Genomic DNA, 18246 nt, shown 5'->3' with positions numbered 1-18246 from the left:
GGCTCCGGCGCGCGGGAGGAGGAGAGCGCATGACCTACGACCGATTGGTGTGCGCCAACTGCGCGGCCCCGGTCACTGAGGGTCGCTGCCCGGTCTGCCGGGCCAACCGCGAGCGGCTGCAGCAGGAAGGCCCCTTCGGCGGCCTGAGCCCGGTGGCTCTGCTGACCCTGCTCGTGGTGCTGATCGCCGCGGTGGCACTGCTCGCCGCGCACCAGACCGCGTAAACCGCGTAAACCGTCCTTCAGACACTTTCAGGCGCACGAGAAGGGCCCGGGGCAAGCCCCCGGGCCCTTCTCGTGTGCACCGCTCAGCCAGCCGTGCCAGGCGCTGTGTCGCCTAGGCGATCGTGCGACCGCCACCGACGAGACGCGGCAGCATACGGAAGCCGATGCCACCGGCGATCATCGTCGCGGCACCGATGAGCAGGAAGGTGGTCCCGGCGGCACCGGTCTCCGCCAGCTCCTCCTTGGCCTTGCCCTGCTCGACGGGCTTGGAGCCGGCGCTGTCGGTGTCGGTGTTGTCCGCGCACTCGGCGCCGTCGAGGTCGACGGTGCAGGTGCCGGCGTCGCCGTTGGAACCGTTGCCGTTGCCCGGGTTCGTCGGGTCCTCGGAGGGGTCCGAGGTGGGCTTGCCGGTCGGCTTGTCCGTCGGCTTGCCAGTGGGCTTTTCCGTCGGCTTGCCAGTGGGCTTGTCCGTCGGCTTGCCGGTCGGCTTGTCCGTCGGCTTGCCGGTCGGCTTGCCGGTCGGCTTGCCGGTCGGCTTGTCCGTCGGGACGTCGGTCGGAATGTCCGTGGGGACATCCGTCGGGATCACGGTCGGATCGCCGGTGGGCGCGTCGACACCGAGGCCGGCGTCGATGCCGTTCGCGTTGGCCTTGCCATTGGCGTTGGCCGAAACCCCGAGGGGACCGACGTTGATGTCGGCACCAATGGCTGAAGCGGCGCCCGCGGCGGTCAGCGACGCGCCGGCGGCGATCACCACGCCGGCGGCTATACGCGCCACACGGATCCGCGTCTTCTTGTTCATCAGGCTGCTACCCCCAGTAGCTCATCGTCAATGGAGCAGCGTCCGGGGCTGCGACCGCGGGGGGTTGAACTCTCCCCCGTTCACACGCACCCCAGAGATACGCATGCCGCGCGCCAGCCTTCCCACTTTTCGCGGACGCGTCAAGGTCGTTGCGCGTGCGATGTCCGGTATGAGGCGGTTGCCTGACCTGCACCGAAGCAACTGTGACATAAAAGGGAACTGCCGCCCCGGAGGAGGCAGTTCCCTTGTCGACAAAGAGAGGTTTTACTTCTCCTGCTGCTTGCGCCAGCGAATTCCGGCTTCGAGGAAGCCGTCGATCTCACCGTCAAGTACCGACTGGGGATTGCCCACTTCGAACTCCGTACGCAGGTCCTTGACCATCTGGTACGGGTGAAGGACGTACGAACGCATCTGGTTTCCCCAGGAGTTACCGCCGTCGCCCTTGAGGGCGTCCATCTTGGCCTGCTCCTCCTGGCGGCGGCGCTCAAGGAGCTTGGCCTGCAGGACGTTCATCGCGCTCGCCTTGTTCTGGATCTGCGAGCGCTCGTTCTGGCAGGAGACGACGATGCCGGTCGGGATGTGGGTCAGCCGCACCGCGGAGTCGGTGGTGTTGACGCCCTGGCCGCCGGGGCCGGAAGCGCGGTAGACATCGACGCGCAGCTCGGTCTCGTCGATCTCGACGTGGTCGGTCTTCTCGACGACGGGGAGCACCTCGACGCCGGCGAAGGAGGTCTGGCGACGGCCCTGGTTGTCGAACGGCGAGATACGCACCAGACGGTGTGTGCCCTGCTCGACGGAGAGCGTGCCATAGGCGTACGGCGCCTTCACGACGAAGGTGGTCGACTTGATGCCGGCCTCCTCGGCGTACGACGTCTCGTAGACCTCGGTGGAGTAGCCGTGGCGCTCGCTCCAGCGCAGATACATGCGCTGGAGGCGCTCGGCGAAGTCGGAGGCGTCGACGCCTCCGGCCTCGGCCCGGATGTTGACCAGCGCCTCGCGCTCGTCGTACTCGCCGGAGAGCAGGGTGCGGACTTCCATCTCCTCCAGCGCCTTGCGCACGTCGGTGAGCTCGGACTCGGCCTCGGCGAGGGTGTCCGCGTCGTCCTCCGCCTCGGCGAGCTCGAAGAGCACGCTCAGGTCGTCGATCCGGCCGCGGAGGGCCTCGGTCTTGCGAAGCTCGGCCTGGAGGTGCGAAAGCTTGCTGGTGATCTTCTGCGCCGCCTCCGGGTCGTCCCACAGGGACGGGGCCGCGGCCTGCTCCTCGAGCAGGGCAATGTCTGCCCTCATCTTCTCGAGGTCCAGGACGGCCTCGATCGACCCCATGGTCGAGGAGAGGGACTTCAGCTCTTCGGATACATCGACGACTGCCACGCGTCCAGCGTAACGGGTGGGCACGACACCCCGACCCCGAGGAGTGTCCGCACAGTCTCCCCCTCCGCCCGGAGCGCGGGGTCGGGAGGCCAGGGAGAGGACGGTTCGGGACGCCGATGAGAGGACGGCCGGGAGGCCGGGGCGAGGACGGTCGGGACGCCGGGGCGAGGGCTCAGGGTTCCGTGGGCGCCGACTGCTTCGAGTCCTGCGGGGGCGCGACCGTGCCGTCGTCGCTCGTGGCCAGCCAGCCGCCGACCCCCACCGCCACCGCCACCACGAGCGCCACGACGCCCAGGGTGATCCGGCGCTTGCGGACCGCGCCCGACTTATGGCGGGCAGAGCCGGGCCGGCGCTGGCCCGGACTGCGGGGCGCGCGGGCGGTGCCGCGTGCGCCGCCCGCGAGCTCGTCCGGCGCGGGGACGCGCATCGAGGTGTGGGTGTCACGGTTGGGGTCCGCGGGGGCCGCGCCCGGGACGAGAGGCACGGCGCCCCGGCGGCGGGGCTCGCCCGCGGCGGCGGGACCCGTGTCCTCGTAAGGCTCCGGCTCGGGCTCGGAGTCCGGTTCGTCGACATCCAGCGGCGGCATGCCCGCCAGCAGGGGCTGCAGGTCGTGCAGCCGGGCGGCGAGCTCCGAGGCGCGCAGCCGGGAGGCCGGGGCCTTGGCCAGGCACTGGACGATCAGCTGCCACAGCTCGTCGGGGATGCCCGGGAGCGGGACCACGGTCTCGGTGACATGGCGGCGCAGGACCGCGCCGGGGTGGCCGCCGCCGAAGGGCGTGAAGCCCGCGAGGAGCTCGTAGAGCACGGTGGCGAGAGCGTAGATGTCGACCGCGGCTCGGGGCGGAAGGCCCTCGACGATCTCGGGGGCGATGTAGTCGGGCGTGCCGATGATGCCGGGAGGGCTGGGGGTCTGTCCGCCCGCGGTCCGCAGTGCCTTGGTGCGGCGCGGGGTGTCGATCAGCTTGGCGACGCCGAAGTCGGTGAGCAGCGCCGGGTGGGATCCGGCGGGGCCGAGAGGGCCCTCCATGTCGAGGAGGATGTTCTCCGGCTTGACGTCACGGTGGACGACCCCGGCGGCGTGGGCCGCGGCGAGGCCCTCGGCGACATCAGCGATGATCGCGACCGCCGCCGCGGGGGCGAGGCGGCGCTCCCGGTCGAGGCGGGTGCGCAGATCGGTGCCGCGGACCAGGTCCATGACGAGCGCGAGGTCGTTGCCGTCGACGACGAGGTCGCGGACGGCGACGACCTTGGGGTGGTCGAGTCCGAGCAGGGCGGTGCGCTCCTGTACGAAGCGTCCGACCAGCTCCTGGTCGGACGCGAGGTCCTCGCGCAACAGCTTGATGGCGACGGGCCCCTCGGGGCCCTCGCCGAGCCACACCGTGCCGGCGCTGCCCCGCCCCAGGATCTGGTGGGCCGTGTACCGGCTGCCGATATTCCGTGCCAAGACTGCTCCCTCAGCGGCTGGCGTTGCCCGCTGTGTCTGCCCGGGGGATGACCCCCGGACTCCCGGACCGAAAGGCAGGCCGGGCACCGTGGCCGACGGGGACACGCGAGGCGCACCTGAGTAACGTACGCGGGCCATCGGGGGCTGTGTGCCCCGGATGGCGCCAACGTTCACTTCTGCGGGGTAAATCCGCCCCCAGAAGTCGACAAAGCTACTGAGTCGCTACTGTCCGGCGCCCGAACCGGTGCCGGGGTTCGAGGTGCCCGGGTCCGAGCTGCCGAGATCCGAGATCCAGTTGGACACCTTCGAGATGCCGTCGCCGATGGCCTCCCAGTAGCCCTTGCCCTGCGCGACCCAGTCCTGGAGCGGGGTCAGCTCCCAGACCAGCCAGCCCGCCACGAACAGCAGGACCAGCGTGAACAGACAGCCCTTGAGGCAGCCGAGGCCGGGGATCCGCATCCGGTTGGGGCTGGGCTGGCGCGGCTGCCTGGCCTGACGCGGCGTGGGCTGCTGGGGCGGCGGCTGCTGCGGAGGCGCGTACTGCTGTTGCTGCGGCGGGGGCGGTGCGTACCGCTGCTGCTGATGCTGCGGCGGGTACTGCTGGGACTGCGGGGCGTACGGCTGCTGCTGGGGGCGCTGTTGCTGGGGCCTGCCCTGCGGCGGGTACTGCTGCTGCGGAGGCTGCTGGCGCTGGGGGCGCCGGCGCAGCGGGTCCTGGCTCGGATCGAGGTACTGGACCTGCGTCTGCTCGTTGCGGTCGCGGGCCGCCTGGAGCTGGGACTGCCAGGGGTGCGGGTCCTCCCCACGCGGCGGGCCCGGAGGTACCGGAGGCATCATGGCGGTCGGGTCGGCGTCGCCCGTGTTCGCCCCGCCGGTCGGCATGACGCTGGTCGCGGCGTTGGGGTCGTACGACCCGGCATTGCTGGGCAGCACCTGCGTCGGGTCGGCCGCCCCCGGCATTCCGGGAACCGTGGCCGGTGAGGGGTCGGGCGCGAGCAGCGCGGCGACCCCGAGCGCGGCGTCCACCTGCGCGGGCGTGGAGTGCACGCCGACGCCGGCGGCGACCGTGCGCAGGGCCCGTCCGAGGTTCTCGGCACTGGGCCGCTGGGTGGGCTCCTTGCGCAGGCAGCGCTCTATGACGGTCCACAGGGGCTCGGGAACGGTCGTGGGACGCCGGGGCTCCTCGCTGAGGTGACGGTGGAGCACCTCGAGCGCGGTGCCGCCCGCGAACGGTGGCCTGCCGGTGACCAGTTCGTACAGCAGGATGCCCGCGCCGTAGATGTCGACGGCGGAGGTCTGGGGGCGGCCCTCGGCGGATTCCGGCGCGACGTAAGCCGGTGTGCCGACGAATTCGTGCGTACGGGTCAGGCCCGGGGAGTCCGCGAGGCGCGCGATGCCGAAGTCGGTCAGCATCGGGTGCATCTGGCCGTCGGCGTCGGTCTTGAGCAGGACGTTCGCGGGCTTGAGGTCGCGGTGGACGACGCCGTCGGCGTGGCTGGCGGCGAGCGCGTCGGCGATCTGGGCGGTCAGCAGCGAGGCGGCGACCGGGGTGAAGGGACCGTTGTCGCGCAGGTGGCGGTGCAGGTCGGGGCCGTCGATGAGGTCCATGACAAGGGCGAGGAGATCACCCTCGACGACCAGGTCACGGGTGCGCACGATATTCGGGTGGGTCAGGCGCAGCAGGACGGAGCGCTCGCGCAGGAAGCGCATCACCACGTCCGCGTCGTTCGCCAGCTCCTCCTTGAGGACCTTGATCGCGACGGTCTCGCCCGGCTGACCGGCGACGGCCGCTTCGGCGCCCGCGGTCTCCCGCTGGCTGGCCCGCCAGACGGTGCCCGTGGCCCCGCGCCCGAGTGGTTCCTCGAGCAGATACTTGCTGCCTACCGGCCGCACGTCATGTGCTCCCTGCTGATCGTGGTCCTTGCGTGGTCCCGTGCCACTGTTCCCGGCGCGGGTGTCCGACCCACTTTAGTGCCGCCGGACGGGTCGCCGGTGGCTCCTCTTCCGCTGTACGCCCGGTCGCCCGCCCGGCGCTGTTCGAGGGGAAGACGTCACAGTCGTACGTATGGTTGCCGAACGCGGGTGCAGTGCACATCACTACGGCTTCCGGATCAGACCCCAACCAGCCATTTTTACGTCCAGAGCCGACCATTCAAGATCACTTACCGGTGGCCCCCGGGCGTGTTGTCAGTGGCAGGTGCGAGGATGCCCTCAGCACGGAGTCGTGGGGGAGGGAGCCTCGCGTCCGTGCCGACCTGCCGGGTGGGGATCACAGGGCGGCTTCCCTGCCGGGCACCCCGCGCAGAAGGGATTGCTGACGGCGATGCACATCCGGCTCACTGTCCTCGCGCCGCGCAGCGGGCAGTCCGCGGCCGCGGACAGCTCCCTCGCGGGTCAGACCTCCCCGACGCGCGCGTGCGACGTTCTGATCACCGCACCCGCCGGGACGGTACTGGCCGCCGTGGCCTCCGCACTGTCGGCTGCGGTCTGCGGCCCCGACGTCTCGGGCTCCGTCGTGCTGTACGCGGGGCAGGAGCGGCTCGACGCTCAGCGGCGCACGCTGGGCGAGCCTCCGCTGGTGGACGGCGCGGTGCTCTCACTCCAGGTCCCCGGCGAGGACGAATCCCCGTGGGCCGACGCATCGGCCCAGCTCCATGTGGTCGCCGGGCCCGACGCGGGCGGGGTCCATCTGCTGCACGGCGGCAGGATCAGCATCGGCCGCTCCGCCGAAGCGGACGTGCCGCTGGACGATCCGGACGTCTCACGGCTGCACTGCGCGGTCACGGTCGCCGAGGACGGCCGGGTCACGGTCGCCGACCTCGACTCGACGAACGGCACGACCCTCGACGGCACGGCGGTGGGCGCGCGTCCCGTGCGGCTGCCCGCGGGGGCGCTGCTGCGGCTGGGCGAGTCGACACTCAGAGTCGCCCCCGGTGAAGGGGCACCGTCGCTGGGCACGACGCCGGACGGCGAGGGGCATCTGCGGGTTTCCCGGCCGGACCAGGCGCCGCCGGAAGGCGGATTCGGCACCGGTGCCCCGGGAACAGCTGCTTCGGTAACAGGTACCCCGGAAACAGGTGCCCCGGCCCCGGAACCGGGCGCCGCCGGGTCCGGTGCCGCGGCAGCCGGTGGTGCCGGGGCCTCGGGTGCGGGATCCGTCGGTGCGGAGTCCGCCCGGGGTCCGGCCGCGGGCGCCTCCGGCGGGCGCGCCACCGAGTCGGACACCCCGGCTTCGGGCGGTCAGAGGGTCCCCAGCTGGGCCTCCCAAGGCTCCCGAGACAGCTCCCCCGCGCCCGACGGCGCCCCCACGGCCGGACCCCGGGCGGGCTCTGCCCCTCACGCGCACCGTGTGCCCGCTCAGTACGACCCCGCCCCCGGGGCCCCGGTCGGCACCACCGGCCACGGCGACCCGCCCCCCGCGTACGGCTCGCGAAGTGGCGCACCCGGCGACGCCGAGCACTCCAGGGCGGACGACACCCACGACGGGACGTCGGGGACGCCCGGCCGGGCCGCGGCAGGCGGGCCGAAGGGGCATGCCACCCCCGCCCACGGGACCCGGCTGGCCGAGGGCACCGTCCGCAGACGAGGCATAGGCGCCTGGGCGCGGCGGCTTGCCGGGGGCCGGGACCAGACGGTCCCCGAGCTCCCGCCGCAGCCCGGGCCGCCGGTCTGGGCCGCCCCTCTGGTCGAGACCTGGCCGGACCCGGCCGCCGTCCTGCTCACCGCGCTCGGCCCCGGACCCCGGCTGTGGGAGCGCGGGCCCGCACACCCCGAGTCGCTCGTGCTGCGGCTCGGTACAGCCGACCGGGCCGAGCTGCCGTCGGTGCCGGTGACGGTCGCATTGCGCGAGGCCGGTTCGCTCGGGCTCGCCGGCCCCAGGGCCCGGCTTGCGGGTCTCGCCCGGTCCGCCGTGGCCCAGCTGGCCGCGCTCCACTCCCCGCTGGATCTGGAGATCGTGCTGATCAGCACGGACCGGGCCAGGAGTCTTCAGGAGCGCCGGGCGGAGTGGGCCTGGCTCGGCTGGCTGCCGCACCTGCGCCCGGCTCACGGTCAGGACTGCCGGCTCCTGCTCGCATACGACCGCGACCAGGCCGTGGCGCGTACCGCCGAGCTCACCCGCAGGCTGGACGACGGCCCGCTCGGCCCCGGCTGGGCGAGCGCCGACCACAAGTCCGTCACGGAGGCCGCCGGGCGGTACGAGGGGCCCCGGACCGTCCTCGTCCTCGACGGTGACCCGGGATCGGCCGTGCTCCGCGAGACGACCGCCCGGCTGGCCGAAGCCGGTCAGGCGGCCGGGATCCATCTGATCTGTCTGGCCGAGACACAGGCGGCCTCTCCCCTCTCCCCGGTCGCCGCGACCTATGAGTCCGCCTGCGCGGCCTCGCTCGCCTTCCGAGAGTGCGGGGCGGTCGCCCTGCTCAGCGGCGATGTGGCGACCGCGCTGCGGCTGATGCGTGTGGCGGGCGGGCAGCCCGTCGGCCACGGCACGGTCGGCGCGGTGGACGCGGTCTCGGCTCCCTGGGCCGAGCGTTTCGGCCGGGCTCTCGCGCCGCTGCGCTCCGAGGGCTCGGGCACGCACCCCGGCAGGGCCGCGACCCTGCCTCTGTCCGCGCGGCTCCTGGACGAGCTGGAGCTGGCCCGCGCCACTCCGGCGTCGCTGCTGGCGCGCTGGGCATCGGCGAGCGACGGCACCGTGGTGCTCGGAGCGAGCCCGCGCGGCCCGCTCAGCGTCGATCTGACCGAGGAGGGCCCGCATCTGATGATCGAGGGTCCGGCGGGCAGCGGCCGTACCGAACTGCTGCGCTCCGTCGCCGCCTCCCTGGCCGCCGCGGACCGCCCCGACCGGCTCGGCCTGCTGCTGGTGGACGGCGCGGGCGGCGAAGGACTCGCGGCCTGTACCGAACTGCCGCATGTCACCGAACACTTGGTGGCGTCCGACCCGGTCCGGATGCGGGCCTTCGCGCAAGCTCTCGGCGCCGAGCTGAAGCGGCGCTCCGAGCTGCTCGGCAGCGTGGGCTTCGCCGAGTGGCACAGCCTGCGGGAGCCGGCGGACCAGAGGGCGGGCCAGCGCCCACCGAGCACCGCCGAGCAGCGCGGTGACCTGGACTCCCCCTCCAGCGGAACGCTGCGGCTGCGCCCCGGCGCTCGTACGCAGGCGCAGGTCCTGCCCCCGCTCCCCCGGCTCGTCGTGCTGGTGGACGACTTCGACGCGCTGGTCGCCCCGGCGCTCGGCAGCATGGGACGGCCTGCCGCGGGCTCGGTCGTCCGCGCGCTGGATGCGGTGGCCCGTGACGGCGAGCGGCTCGGCGTCCATCTGGTGGCGACGTCCGCGCGCCCCGACCGTACGGCCGACACCGAACTGGCTCAGGGCGCCCGGCTGCGTATCGTGCTCGACGCACGGCCGACCGCGCCGGGCCCCGAGGATCCCGCTCCGGGGCGGGGCAGGCTCGGGCATCCGGACGGCCGGGTGACGCCGTTCCAGGGCGGCCGGGTGACGGGCCGCATACCCCGTACGGCGACCTTGCGTCCCACCGTGGTGCCGCTCGAATGGGAGCGGATGGGCGATCCCCCGGCCCGCAGGCCCGTTCGTGAACTGGGCAACGGTCCGACCGACCTGGCGCTGCTCGCCAGTGCGCTTGAGCGAGCCGCGCGATCGGTGGAGGCCGCGCCCGTTCCTCCGCTCTCCCCGGCCCACCCCTGACCGTCCGCACTGCCCCCCTCATTGACAGGACATCCCGTCACAAGGCCATCACGAAAGGCTTGTTGACGCCTGGTGCGCTATTGCGACACCCCGGCACCGGGCGTACACCTGTCGGGCACAGGAAGGCGCTCGGGACAGCGCACGGGATCGCGCACAGAAGAGACGGGGCAGTGATGCGCACAACTCTTCGTACGGGCAGGGCAGCAGCGGTGGTCGCCGCCATCGGCGCGCTCGTCATCGCCGGCTGCGGCGACAACAGGGACAACGACTCGAAGAAACCGGACGGGAGCACGAGCAAGGAGCCCGCTTCGAGCCTCCGGCTACCCAGGCTGAACGGCCAGAAGTTAGAGGTCGCGGCGGTCTGGAGCGGCCCCGAACAGGAGAACTTCACCAAGGTTCTCAAGGAGTTCGAGAAGCGGACGGGCGCCACGGTCACCTTCGTGCCGGCCCAGGATCCGATCGTCAACTTCCTTGGTACGAAGATCGCGGGCGGCGCTCCCCCCGATGTGGCGATGCTCCCCCAGGTCGGCGCGATCCAGCAGGCCGTGCAGCGCAAGTGGGCCAAGCCGGTCGGCCCGGAGGCCAAGGCGCAGCTCACGAAGAACTACTCCAAGGGCTGGCAGGACCTGGGCGCGGTGGACGGCACCCAGTACGGCGTCTACTACAAGGCCGCGAACAAGTCTCTCGTCTGGTACAACAACGCGGTGTTCCAGAACGCGGGAGCGAAGGAGCCGAAGACCTGGAAGGAGTTCCTGGCGACGGCCGAGACGATTTCCGCGTCGGGTGTCACCCCCGTCTCCGTGGCCGGTGCCGATGGCTGGACGCTCACCGACTGGTTCGAGAACGTCTATCTCTCCCAGGCGGGTCCGCAGAAGTACGACCAGCTCGCCCAGCACAAGATCAAGTGGACCGATCCGTCGGTGAAGACCGCGCTGACGACGCTCGCCGAGCTCTTCGGCAAGCCCGCGCTGATATCCGGCGGCGCGGACGGCGCGCTCCAGACGGAGTTCCCGGCTTCCGTCACCCAGTCCTTCAGCGGGGGTGACCAGCCCAAGGGCGCGATGGTCTTCGAGGGCGACTTCGTGGCCGTGAACATCGCGCAGACCGATGCCAGGATCGGCACGGACGCGAAGGTGTTCCCCTTCCCGGCGGTCGGCTCGACGGCTCCGGTCGTGACGGGCGGGGACGCGGCCGTGGCGCTGAAGGACAGCACGGGCGCGCAGGCGCTGCTGACCTTTCTGGCATCGCCGGAAGCGGCAGCGATCTCGGCCTCGGCGGGCGGGTTCCTCTCCCCGAACAAGTCGCTGGATCCGTCGGCGTATCCCAATGATGTGCAGCGCGGCATCGCCAAGGCCCTGATCGCGGCGGGCGACGGCTTCCGCTTCGACATGTCGGACCAGATGCCCCAGTCGTTCGGCGGCACGCCCGGCAAGGGTGAGTGGAAGGCACTGCAGGACTTCCTGAAGAACCCGAAGGATGTCGCGGGGGCCCAGCAGAAGCTGGAGTCGGACGCGGCCAAGGCGTACAAGAGCTGACGCGGTGACCTCCGCGGCGACCGCGGGGGGTCCGGCGCGTCCGGCGCCCCCCGCCGACAAGCGCAAGAGCGTGACAGGCACACGTAAAGCGGTGGCGGTCGGCTTCCTTCTGCCCGCGCTGGTGCTGCTGGGCGCGCTCGTGGTCTACCCGATCGGGTACTCCCTCCACCGGTCCTTCTTCGACCAGTCCGGCAGCGCCTTCGCCGGGCTCGACAACTACCGGGAGATCTTCACGGATGACTCCATCCTGACCGCGGTCAAGAACAACGCGATCTGGGTGGTGGTCGCTCCGACCGTCTCGACGGTGCTCGGTCTGATCTTCGCCGTCCTCACCGAACGGGTCCGCTGGGGCACGGCGTTCAAGCTGATCGTCTTCATGCCGATGGCGATCTCAATGCTCGCGGCGGGCATCATCTTCCGGCTGGTGTACGAGCAGGATCCGGATCGCGGGGTGGCCAACGCGGTCTGGGTGGGCGTGCACGACACCTTCGCCGAGTCGGCCGGATTCCCCAAGGCGCATCCGCTGCCGGTGCATCCGCTCAAGGCGGGCGGCGCAGGGGCGTTCGTCACCGAGGAGCCGGTCACCGCGGGCAAGGACGTGCTCCTTCCGCTGGTGGGTGTGGCGCCGGCGAAGATGCCGTCCGACGCGAAGCCCGCGCGGGCGGCGAAGCCGGACGACGGAAAGATCACCGGGACCGCGTGGCTGGACTTCACCAAGGGCGGCGGCGGCAGGCCGAACACCATCGACGCGAAGGAGCTCGGCCTCAAGGGCATCAAGGTGGAGGCGGTCAAGGACGGCAAGGTGGTCGCCTCGGCCCGGGCGGGCGCGGACGGCACGTTCACGCTGCCGGCGTCGGCGGACGGCGCCCTGCTGCGGCTGCCCGCCGACAACTTCCGCGAGCCGTACAACGGCGTCAACTGGCTCGGGCCCTCGCTCGTCACCCCGGCGATCATCGGCGGCTACGTGTGGATGTGGGCAGGCTTCGCGATGGTGCTGATCGCCGCGGGGCTCGCCAGTGTGCCGCGTGAACTGCTCGAAGCGGCCCGGGTGGACGGCGCGAACGAGTGGCAGGTCTTCCGCAGGGTCACGGTCCCGCTGCTGGCACCCGTACTCGCGGTGGTGCTGGTCACCCTGATGATCAATGTGCTGAAGATCTTCGACCTGGTCTTCATCATCGCGCCCGGATCCGCCCAGGACGACGCCAACGTCCTGGCGCTCCAGCTCTACCGGTCCTCGTTCGGCACCGACTCGAATCCGGGCCTGGGCAGCGCCATCGCCGTACTCCTGCTGCTGCTGGTGATCCCCGTGATGGCCTTCAACATCCGGCGCATACGAAGGGAGGCACGCCGATGACCACGGCCGACGGTGCGGTGAAGGCGAAACGCTCCCTCCCCGCACGGATCGCGGCACACGCGGGGGGCGGCGTGATGCGCGTCTTCCTGGTGCTGGTCGGGCTGTTCTGGCTGATCCCGGCGTTCGGGCTGCTGCTGTCCTCGCTGAGGAGCCCGGCCGCCATCGGCGAGAGCGGCTGGTGGAAGGTGTTCAGCGCGCCCGCCCAGCTCACCTTCGACAACTACTCCCGGCTGCTGGACAACGAGGCGATCACCGATTCGCTGCTCTCCAGCGTCCTGATCACCGTCCCGGCGACGCTTCTGGTGGTGGTCATCGGCTCGCTGGCCGGCTACGCCTTCGCCTGGATGGAGTTCCCCGGCCGCGACTGGTGGTTCATCGCGGTGGTGGCGCTGCTGGTGGTCCCGGTGCAGGTGGCACTGGTGCCGGTCTCGAAGCTGTTCGGCGAGATCGGCATCTTCGAGACGACGATCGGCGTGATCATCTTCCATGTGGCCTTCGGCCTGCCCTTCGCGATCTTCCTGCTGCGGAACTTCTTCGCGGAGATCCCGAGGGAGCTGCTGGAGGCCGCCCGGCTGGACGGCGCGGGCGAGATCCGTCTGTTCACCCGGGTGGTGCTGCCCCTGGGCGGCCCGGCGATCGCGTCGCTGGGCATCTTCCAGTTCCTGTGGGTGTGGAACGACATGCTGGTCGCCCTGATCTTCGCGGACTCGGAGAGCGCGCCGATCACGGTGGCGCTTCAACGGCAGGTCAGGCAGTTCGGCAACAACATCGACGTACTGGCGCCGGGCGCGTTCGTCTCGATGATCATCCCGCTCGCGGTGTTCTTCGCGTTCCAGCGGCAGTTCGTGACCGGAGTGATGGCGGGCGCGGTGAAGTAGAGCCCCGGCCGGGGAAGGGGCGGGACGGGGTTGCGGGTGGTTCACGCCCGCAGCGCCGCCACCGCCGACCGCGCCAGCTCGTCCAGGTACCCCTTCGGCAGCGCGGTGCGCACCACCACCAGCCGCCAGTACAGCGGTCCCACGATCAGGTCCAGCGCGCGGTCCGGGTCGGCGCCCTCCGCAAGCTCACCGCGGGCCACCGCATCGCGGACCACGACCGCGGCCACCCCCTGCTGACCGTCCAGCAGGGCCGCCTTGATCGCGTCCGAGATCTCCGGGTGGCGCGCGGCCTCCACCAGCAGGTCCGGGATCACCTGGGAGGCCACCGGGTGGCGCAGCGCGTGCGACGCCACTTCCAGCAGGGCTCGTACGTCTCCGTAGAGCGAACCCGTGGCCGGCGCGGGGAGCCCCTGTGCGGCGAACGCCGAGACCAGGTCGAGCACGAGCGACAGCTTGGACTTCCAGCGCCGGTAGACGGCCGTCTTGCCGACACCCGCGCGCCGGGCGATCCCCTCGATCGACATCCGCGCGAAGCCGACCGCCGCCAGCTCCTCGAAGACGGCGGAGCGAATCGCGTCGGTCACGTCCTCCCGGAGCACTGCGGCTCCCGCGGGAGCGCGACGTGGGGTTCCCGGGTCCGTGGTCATGCACCGGATCCTACCGTCACGACGAGACGGTTGCGTTGCGACGGAACTGCGTCCTACTCTCACCGTAGCGACGATACGGGTCCGTCCCATCGCTACCTCCCGTCCGCCCCGTCGAAAGTGGCTGCCCCTGTGAGCACCCGGACGATCGCCCCTCCCGCACCGCCGGAGGACCTCGGAGAGCTTGCCGCCCGCCACGGGCTCACGGTCAGCGGGGCGCGGCCGACGCTGCCCGCCTACATACACGGCCTCTGGTCGAGGCGGCACTTCATCGTGGCGTTCGCCACCGCCCGCCTCACCGCGCAGTACAGCCGGGCGAAGCTCGGCCAGGTCTGGCAGATCATGACCCCGCTGCTGAACGCGGCGGTCTACTACTTCATCTTCGGCGTACTGCTCGGCACCCGCGGTGGTGTCCCCGACTTCGTCCCGTTCCTGGTCACGGGCGTCTTCATCTGGACCTTCACCTCGAATTCGATCATGAGCGGCAGCGGCGCCGTACGGAGCAACATCGGCCTCGTTCAGGCCCTGCACTTCCCGCGCGCCAGCCTCCCCATCGCCTACGTCCTGCTCCAGCTCCAGCAGCTGCTCTTCTCCATGGGCGCGCTGGTCGTGATCCTCATGTGCTTCGGGGAGTTCCCCAAGCTCACCTGGCTGCTGGCCGTACCCGCCCTGCTGCTCCAGGCCGTCTTCAACACCGGCGTCTCGATGATCATGGCGCGGCTGTGCAGCCGGACCCCCGACCTCGCCCAGCTGATGCCCTTCCTCCTGCGCACCTGGATGTACGTCTCGGGCGTGATGTGGAGCATCAACCAGGTGCTCAAGCACGACCAGGTGCCGCATGCGGTGATGGTGGCCCTGGAGTGCAATCCGGCCGCCGTGTACATCGATCTGATGCGGTACGCGCTCATCGAGAGCTACACCGCCGCCCAGCTGCCCCCGCACGTCTGGGCCATCGCCCTGGGCTGGTCGCTGATTCTCGGCGTCGGCGGATTCATCTACTTCTGGAAGGCAGAGGAGGAGTACGGCCGTGTCTGACGCCAGGATGATCCACACCCACGAAGGACAGCCGGTGCGGGCCCGGCAGGACGGGCGCACCCCGCACGCCGGGAAGGTTCGAGCCGAGGCGGCCACACCGTCCTCGCGGCGCCCGCAGGCCGGGAGCGTTCCCGACGACCGCGTCCCGACAGTCGTCGTCGACCGCGTCCATGTCACGTACAAGGTCCACGGCGCCCGTTCCGGCAAGGGCAGCGCCACCTCCGCACTCAGCCGCATCGTCTCCCGCAGGAAGTCCCCCGGCGTCCGCGAGGTGCACGCCGTCAAGGGGGTCAGCTTCGCCGCGTACAAGGGCGAGGCCGTCGGCCTGATCGGCTCCAACGGTTCCGGGAAGTCGACCCTGCTCAAGGCGATCGCGGGGCTGCTCCCGCCGACCCGGGGCAAGGTCTACACCCACGGCCAGCCCTCCCTCCTCGGCGTGAACGCTGCCCTGCTGGGCGATCTGACGGGCGAACGCAACGTCGTCCTCGGCGGCCTGGCCATGGGGATGAGCCGGGAGCAGATCCAGGAACGGTACGAGCAGATCGTGGAGTTCTCGGGGATCAACGAGAAGGGCGACTTCATCTCGCTCCCCATGCGCACCTACTCCTCGGGCATGGGCGCCCGGCTCCGTTTCTCGATCGCCGCCGCCAAGAGCCATGACGTGCTGCTGATCGACGAGGCGCTCTCCACCGGCGACGCGAGGTTCCAGCGCCGCAGCCAGGAACGCATCACCGAGCTGCGCCGGGAAGCCGGCACGGTCTTCCTGGTCAGCCACAGCAACGCGACCATCACCCAGACCTGCGACCGGGCGATCTGGCTGGAGTCCGGAACGATGCGGATGGACGGCCCCGCCGCCGAGGTCGTCGCCGCATATGAGGACTTCACCAAGAAGAAATAACGGAAAACACTCCAAAGCGTCCTAAACTTCCGGTCGATGACGACCCATCGGATCGGCCCGCCCCCACCCCCCTTCGACCTCCCCCCGGTGCCGGGGATCACCCTCCCCGGCACCGGCCGCTCCCGCACCCGGCCCCAGCGAGCCGCCGCGCTCGCCGCGGCCTGGGCGGCCACCCGCGTCGGAATGCTCGGTCTTCTCCTCGTCGACCGGGTCGGCGACAGCGGCGTCGCCGGCGAGGTCCACACCCTCTACCGGCGCTGGTACGAACAGCTCGTCCAGGGCGCGTTCCCGCTGGACGACGTCACCTGGCAGTACCCGCCCGGAGCCGCGGTCGTCTTCCTCGCCCCCGGCGCGCTGCCCTGGCTCACGTACTTCCAGGCCTTCGTCGCCCTCACCCTCGCCGCCGACGCGGTGATCACCCTCGCACTCGCCCGAGCCGGTCTGCCCGGCGCCTGGCTGTGGGTGTGCGGACTTCCGCTGCTGCTGCACCTCCCGTACGCGCGCTACGACGTCCAGGTCACCGCCGTCGCCGTACTCGCCTTGCTGGCCGTGCACCGACGCCCCCACCTCGCCGGGACACTGGCCGGACTGGGCGCGATGATCAAGGTCTGGCCGATGCTGACCTTGCTGGGCACGCCTCCGGGACGCACGACCCGCTCGGCCTGGCCGGCCGCCGCCACGACCGTCGCCGCGCTGCTCGGCGCGCTGCTGCTGGGCTTCACCCACACCCTGGAGTTTCTGCGCCAGCAGGGCGCGAGGGGCGTCCAGATCGAATCGCTCGGCGGAACCGTCCTCCAGATCGCGCGGGCCACGGGCTGGCCGGGCTCGGTCCGCTACCAGTACGGCGCCTTCGAATTCGTCGGCCCCTACGTCCCGAGCATGACGAAGCTGAGTCTGATGCTGAGCGTGGCCGCTCTGTGCTGGCTGCTGCTGTGGCGGGTCCGGGCGCTGCGCTGGACACCGGCCACGCCCTACGACGCCGCCTTCGCCGCCACCCTGCTCTTCACCGTCACCAGCCGGGTGATCAGCCCGCAGTACATGGTCTGGCTGCTCGGGCTCGCCGCCGTCTGCCTCACCACCCGGCACACCACCCAGCGCCCCGTCGCCCTGCTGATGCTGCCCGCCGCCGCCGTGAGCGCCCTCGTCTACCCGGTCCTGTACGACGATGTGCTGGGCGGCACCCGGCTCGGGCTGCTGCTCATGGTCGTACGCAACGGACTGCTGCTGGCCGCCGCACTGCTGTCGTGCCGTCGGCTGTGGGCGGCCACGGCCGCGCGATAGGCTCCCCGCCGATCGGCAGGAGCACGCCAAGGGGGGCCGGGATGCGGACCAGAGGGCTGGAACCGCTGCGCGCGGACGACCCGGAGGAGATCGCCGGGTATGTGCTCGAAGCACGGATCGGCGAGGGCGGGATGGGCACGGTCTTCCTCACCCGCACCGCCGAGGGACGGCCCGTCGCACTCAAACTGATCCGCCGCGAGCACGCGCAGAGCGAGAACTTCCGGCAGCGCTTCGCGCGCGAGGTCGAGGCCGCCCGCCGTGTGCACGGCCACCATGTCGTGCCCGTCGTCGACCATGACGCCGAGGCGCCGCTGCCCTGGCTCGCCACCCGTTTCGTCCCGGGGCTGCCGCTCGACGACGCCCTGAGCGCGCACGGGCCGCTGCCGCTGGCGTGTGTGCTCCAGCTGACCGCCTGCGCGGCGCACGCCCTGGCCGCCGTGCACGCGGCCGGTGTCATCCACCGGGATGTGAAACCCGGCAATGTGCTGCTCACCGCGGAAGGGCCCTGGCTGCTCGACTTCGGCATCGCACGGGCCATCGGCACGGCCTCGCTGACCACGGTGGGGCGGATGGTCGGCACGCCCAAGTACATGTCGCCCGAGCACGCACTGGGCAAGCAGCTCACACCCGCGTCCGATGTGTTCACCCTCGGGCTCCTCGCCGCCGAGGCCGCCGACGGGAGCCATCCGTACGGGGAAGGCGGCGGCCTGGTCGTCGCCACCCGGATCGCGGGCACCGACCGCGAGCCCCCGGACCTCGGCGGACACCCGGCTGTACTGCGCGAGGTGCTGACGGCCTGTCTCGCCGCCCGCCCCGAGGACCGGCCGACCGCCGAGGACGTGGCCGCGCGGTGCGCACGCGCGGCGGGACGCGACGTACGCGACTTCGACGAGTGGCTGCCCAAGCCGCTGACGGCGACGGTGGCCCGCATCGAACGCGCCGCGAGGGACCCGCGCTCCTCGGGCTGGCTGAGCAGAACGCTCAATCGCCGGACGGGCCCGAAACCGGGCCCCTCCGGCGATTGAGGGCACGCACTTCCCGCCCGGCCCGCGACGGCGGCCAACCGGCTACCGGGCGGA

General features: G+C 71.6%; 14 protein-coding genes. 9 read left to right on the top strand and 5 right to left on the bottom strand.

The window, feature by feature from the left end; translation table 11 throughout:
- The first annotated feature begins 29 nt into the window (after positions 1-29).
- On the top strand, positions 30-224 hold the full coding sequence (locus OG293_RS22125) for a hypothetical protein (RefSeq protein WP_324974771.1): 195 nt from the start codon (positions 30-32) through the stop codon (positions 222-224).
- Positions 225-336: 112 nt separating this feature from the next.
- Here the strand turns inward: OG293_RS22125 and OG293_RS22120 are convergent, their stop codons facing one another.
- The 4 genes from OG293_RS22120 to OG293_RS22105 form a co-directional block, all read right to left on the bottom strand.
- Complete coding sequence (locus OG293_RS22120) at positions 337-1026, bottom strand: hypothetical protein (RefSeq protein WP_406000518.1); 690 nt, start codon at positions 1024-1026, stop codon at positions 337-339.
- A 264-nt stretch (positions 1027-1290) separates the two neighbouring features.
- Positions 1291-2397 (bottom strand): peptide chain release factor 2, encoded by a 1107-nt coding sequence (prfB, locus tag OG293_RS22115; RefSeq protein WP_406000517.1) that lies wholly within the window; start codon positions 2395-2397, stop codon positions 1291-1293.
- A 172-nt stretch (positions 2398-2569) separates the two neighbouring features.
- Positions 2570-3841 carry a serine/threonine-protein kinase gene (locus tag OG293_RS22110; RefSeq protein WP_406000516.1) on the bottom strand — a complete coding sequence of 424 codons (1272 nt, stop codon included), beginning with the start codon at positions 3839-3841 and terminating at the stop codon, positions 2570-2572.
- 222 nt (positions 3842-4063) lie between these two features.
- Positions 4064-5734: a serine/threonine-protein kinase gene (locus tag OG293_RS22105; protein ID WP_406000515.1), complete on the bottom strand. Its 1671-nt coding sequence runs from the start codon at positions 5732-5734 to the stop codon at positions 4064-4066.
- Between the two features lie 430 nt (positions 5735-6164).
- On the opposite strand from OG293_RS22105, the gene OG293_RS22100 reads away from it, so the two are divergent.
- From OG293_RS22100 to OG293_RS22085, 4 genes are all read left to right on the top strand, one after another.
- Positions 6165-9542, top strand: a complete 3378-nt coding sequence (locus OG293_RS22100) for an FtsK/SpoIIIE domain-containing protein (protein WP_406000514.1) — start codon at positions 6165-6167, stop codon at positions 9540-9542.
- A gap of 173 nt (positions 9543-9715) precedes the next feature.
- On the top strand, positions 9716-11077 hold the full coding sequence (locus OG293_RS22095; RefSeq protein WP_406000513.1) for an ABC transporter substrate-binding protein: 1362 nt from the start codon (positions 9716-9718) through the stop codon (positions 11075-11077).
- A 70-nt stretch (positions 11078-11147) separates the two neighbouring features.
- Positions 11148-12431 (top strand): carbohydrate ABC transporter permease, encoded by a 1284-nt coding sequence (locus OG293_RS22090; protein ID WP_406000512.1) that lies wholly within the window; start codon positions 11148-11150, stop codon positions 12429-12431.
- Positions 12428-13309 carry a carbohydrate ABC transporter permease gene (locus tag OG293_RS22085; RefSeq protein ID WP_406000511.1) on the top strand — a complete coding sequence of 294 codons (882 nt, stop codon included), beginning with the start codon at positions 12428-12430 and terminating at the stop codon, positions 13307-13309. The genes OG293_RS22090 and OG293_RS22085 overlap by 4 nt, the downstream gene beginning before the upstream one ends.
- A 41-nt stretch (positions 13310-13350) precedes the next feature.
- Here OG293_RS22085 and OG293_RS22080 read toward each other — a convergent pair whose 3' ends face one another.
- Positions 13351-13956, bottom strand: coding sequence for a TetR/AcrR family transcriptional regulator (locus tag OG293_RS22080; RefSeq protein WP_406000510.1), 606 nt, complete (start codon positions 13954-13956; stop codon positions 13351-13353).
- 129 nt (positions 13957-14085) lie between these two features.
- Between OG293_RS22080 and OG293_RS22075 the strand changes: the two genes are divergently transcribed.
- The 4 genes from OG293_RS22075 to OG293_RS22060 are packed head-to-tail and all read left to right on the top strand — an operon-like array spanning position 14086 to position 18192.
- Positions 14086-14988 (top strand): ABC transporter permease, encoded by a 903-nt coding sequence (locus tag OG293_RS22075; protein ID WP_406000509.1) that lies wholly within the window; start codon positions 14086-14088, stop codon positions 14986-14988.
- Entirely contained in the window at positions 14981-15886 is a 906-nt protein-coding gene (locus tag OG293_RS22070) for an ABC transporter ATP-binding protein (RefSeq protein ID WP_406000508.1), read from the top strand. The genes OG293_RS22075 and OG293_RS22070 overlap by 8 nt, the downstream gene beginning before the upstream one ends.
- A gap of 36 nt (positions 15887-15922) precedes the next feature.
- Positions 15923-17167 (top strand): glycosyltransferase 87 family protein, encoded by a 1245-nt coding sequence (locus tag OG293_RS22065; protein WP_406000507.1) that lies wholly within the window; start codon positions 15923-15925, stop codon positions 17165-17167.
- 41 nt (positions 17168-17208) lie between these two features.
- Positions 17209-18192: a serine/threonine-protein kinase gene (locus tag OG293_RS22060; RefSeq protein ID WP_406000506.1), complete on the top strand. Its 984-nt coding sequence runs from the start codon at positions 17209-17211 to the stop codon at positions 18190-18192.
- Positions 18193-18246: the final 54 nt, after the last annotated feature.

It is taken from the genome of Streptomyces sp. NBC_00829 (assembly GCF_045161795.1).
GTDB lineage: Bacteria > Actinomycetota > Actinomycetes > Streptomycetales > Streptomycetaceae > Streptomyces.
This window is presented reverse-complemented; position numbering and strand designations above follow the sequence as displayed.

Bases quoted from the DNA above. Each gene is read 5' to 3' on its own strand.
- OG293_RS22125 (WP_324974771.1), top strand. From the start codon at position 30: ATGACCTACGACCGATTGGTGTGCGCCAACTGCGCGGCCCCGGTCACT.
- OG293_RS22120 (WP_406000518.1), bottom strand. From the start codon at position 1,026: ATGAACAAGAAGACGCGGATCCGTGTGGCGCGTATAGCCGCCGGCGTG.
- OG293_RS22100 (WP_406000514.1), top strand. From the start codon at position 6,165: ATGCACATCCGGCTCACTGTCCTCGCGCCGCGCAGCGGGCAGTCCGCG.
- OG293_RS22095 (WP_406000513.1), top strand. From the start codon at position 9,716: ATGCGCACAACTCTTCGTACGGGCAGGGCAGCAGCGGTGGTCGCCGCC.
- OG293_RS22085 (WP_406000511.1), top strand. From the start codon at position 12,428: ATGACCACGGCCGACGGTGCGGTGAAGGCGAAACGCTCCCTCCCCGCA.
- OG293_RS22080 (WP_406000510.1), bottom strand. From the start codon at position 13,956: ATGACCACGGACCCGGGAACCCCACGTCGCGCTCCCGCGGGAGCCGCA.
- OG293_RS22065 (WP_406000507.1), top strand. From the start codon at position 15,923: ATGACGACCCATCGGATCGGCCCGCCCCCACCCCCCTTCGACCTCCCC.
- OG293_RS22060 (WP_406000506.1), top strand. From the start codon at position 17,209: ATGCGGACCAGAGGGCTGGAACCGCTGCGCGCGGACGACCCGGAGGAG.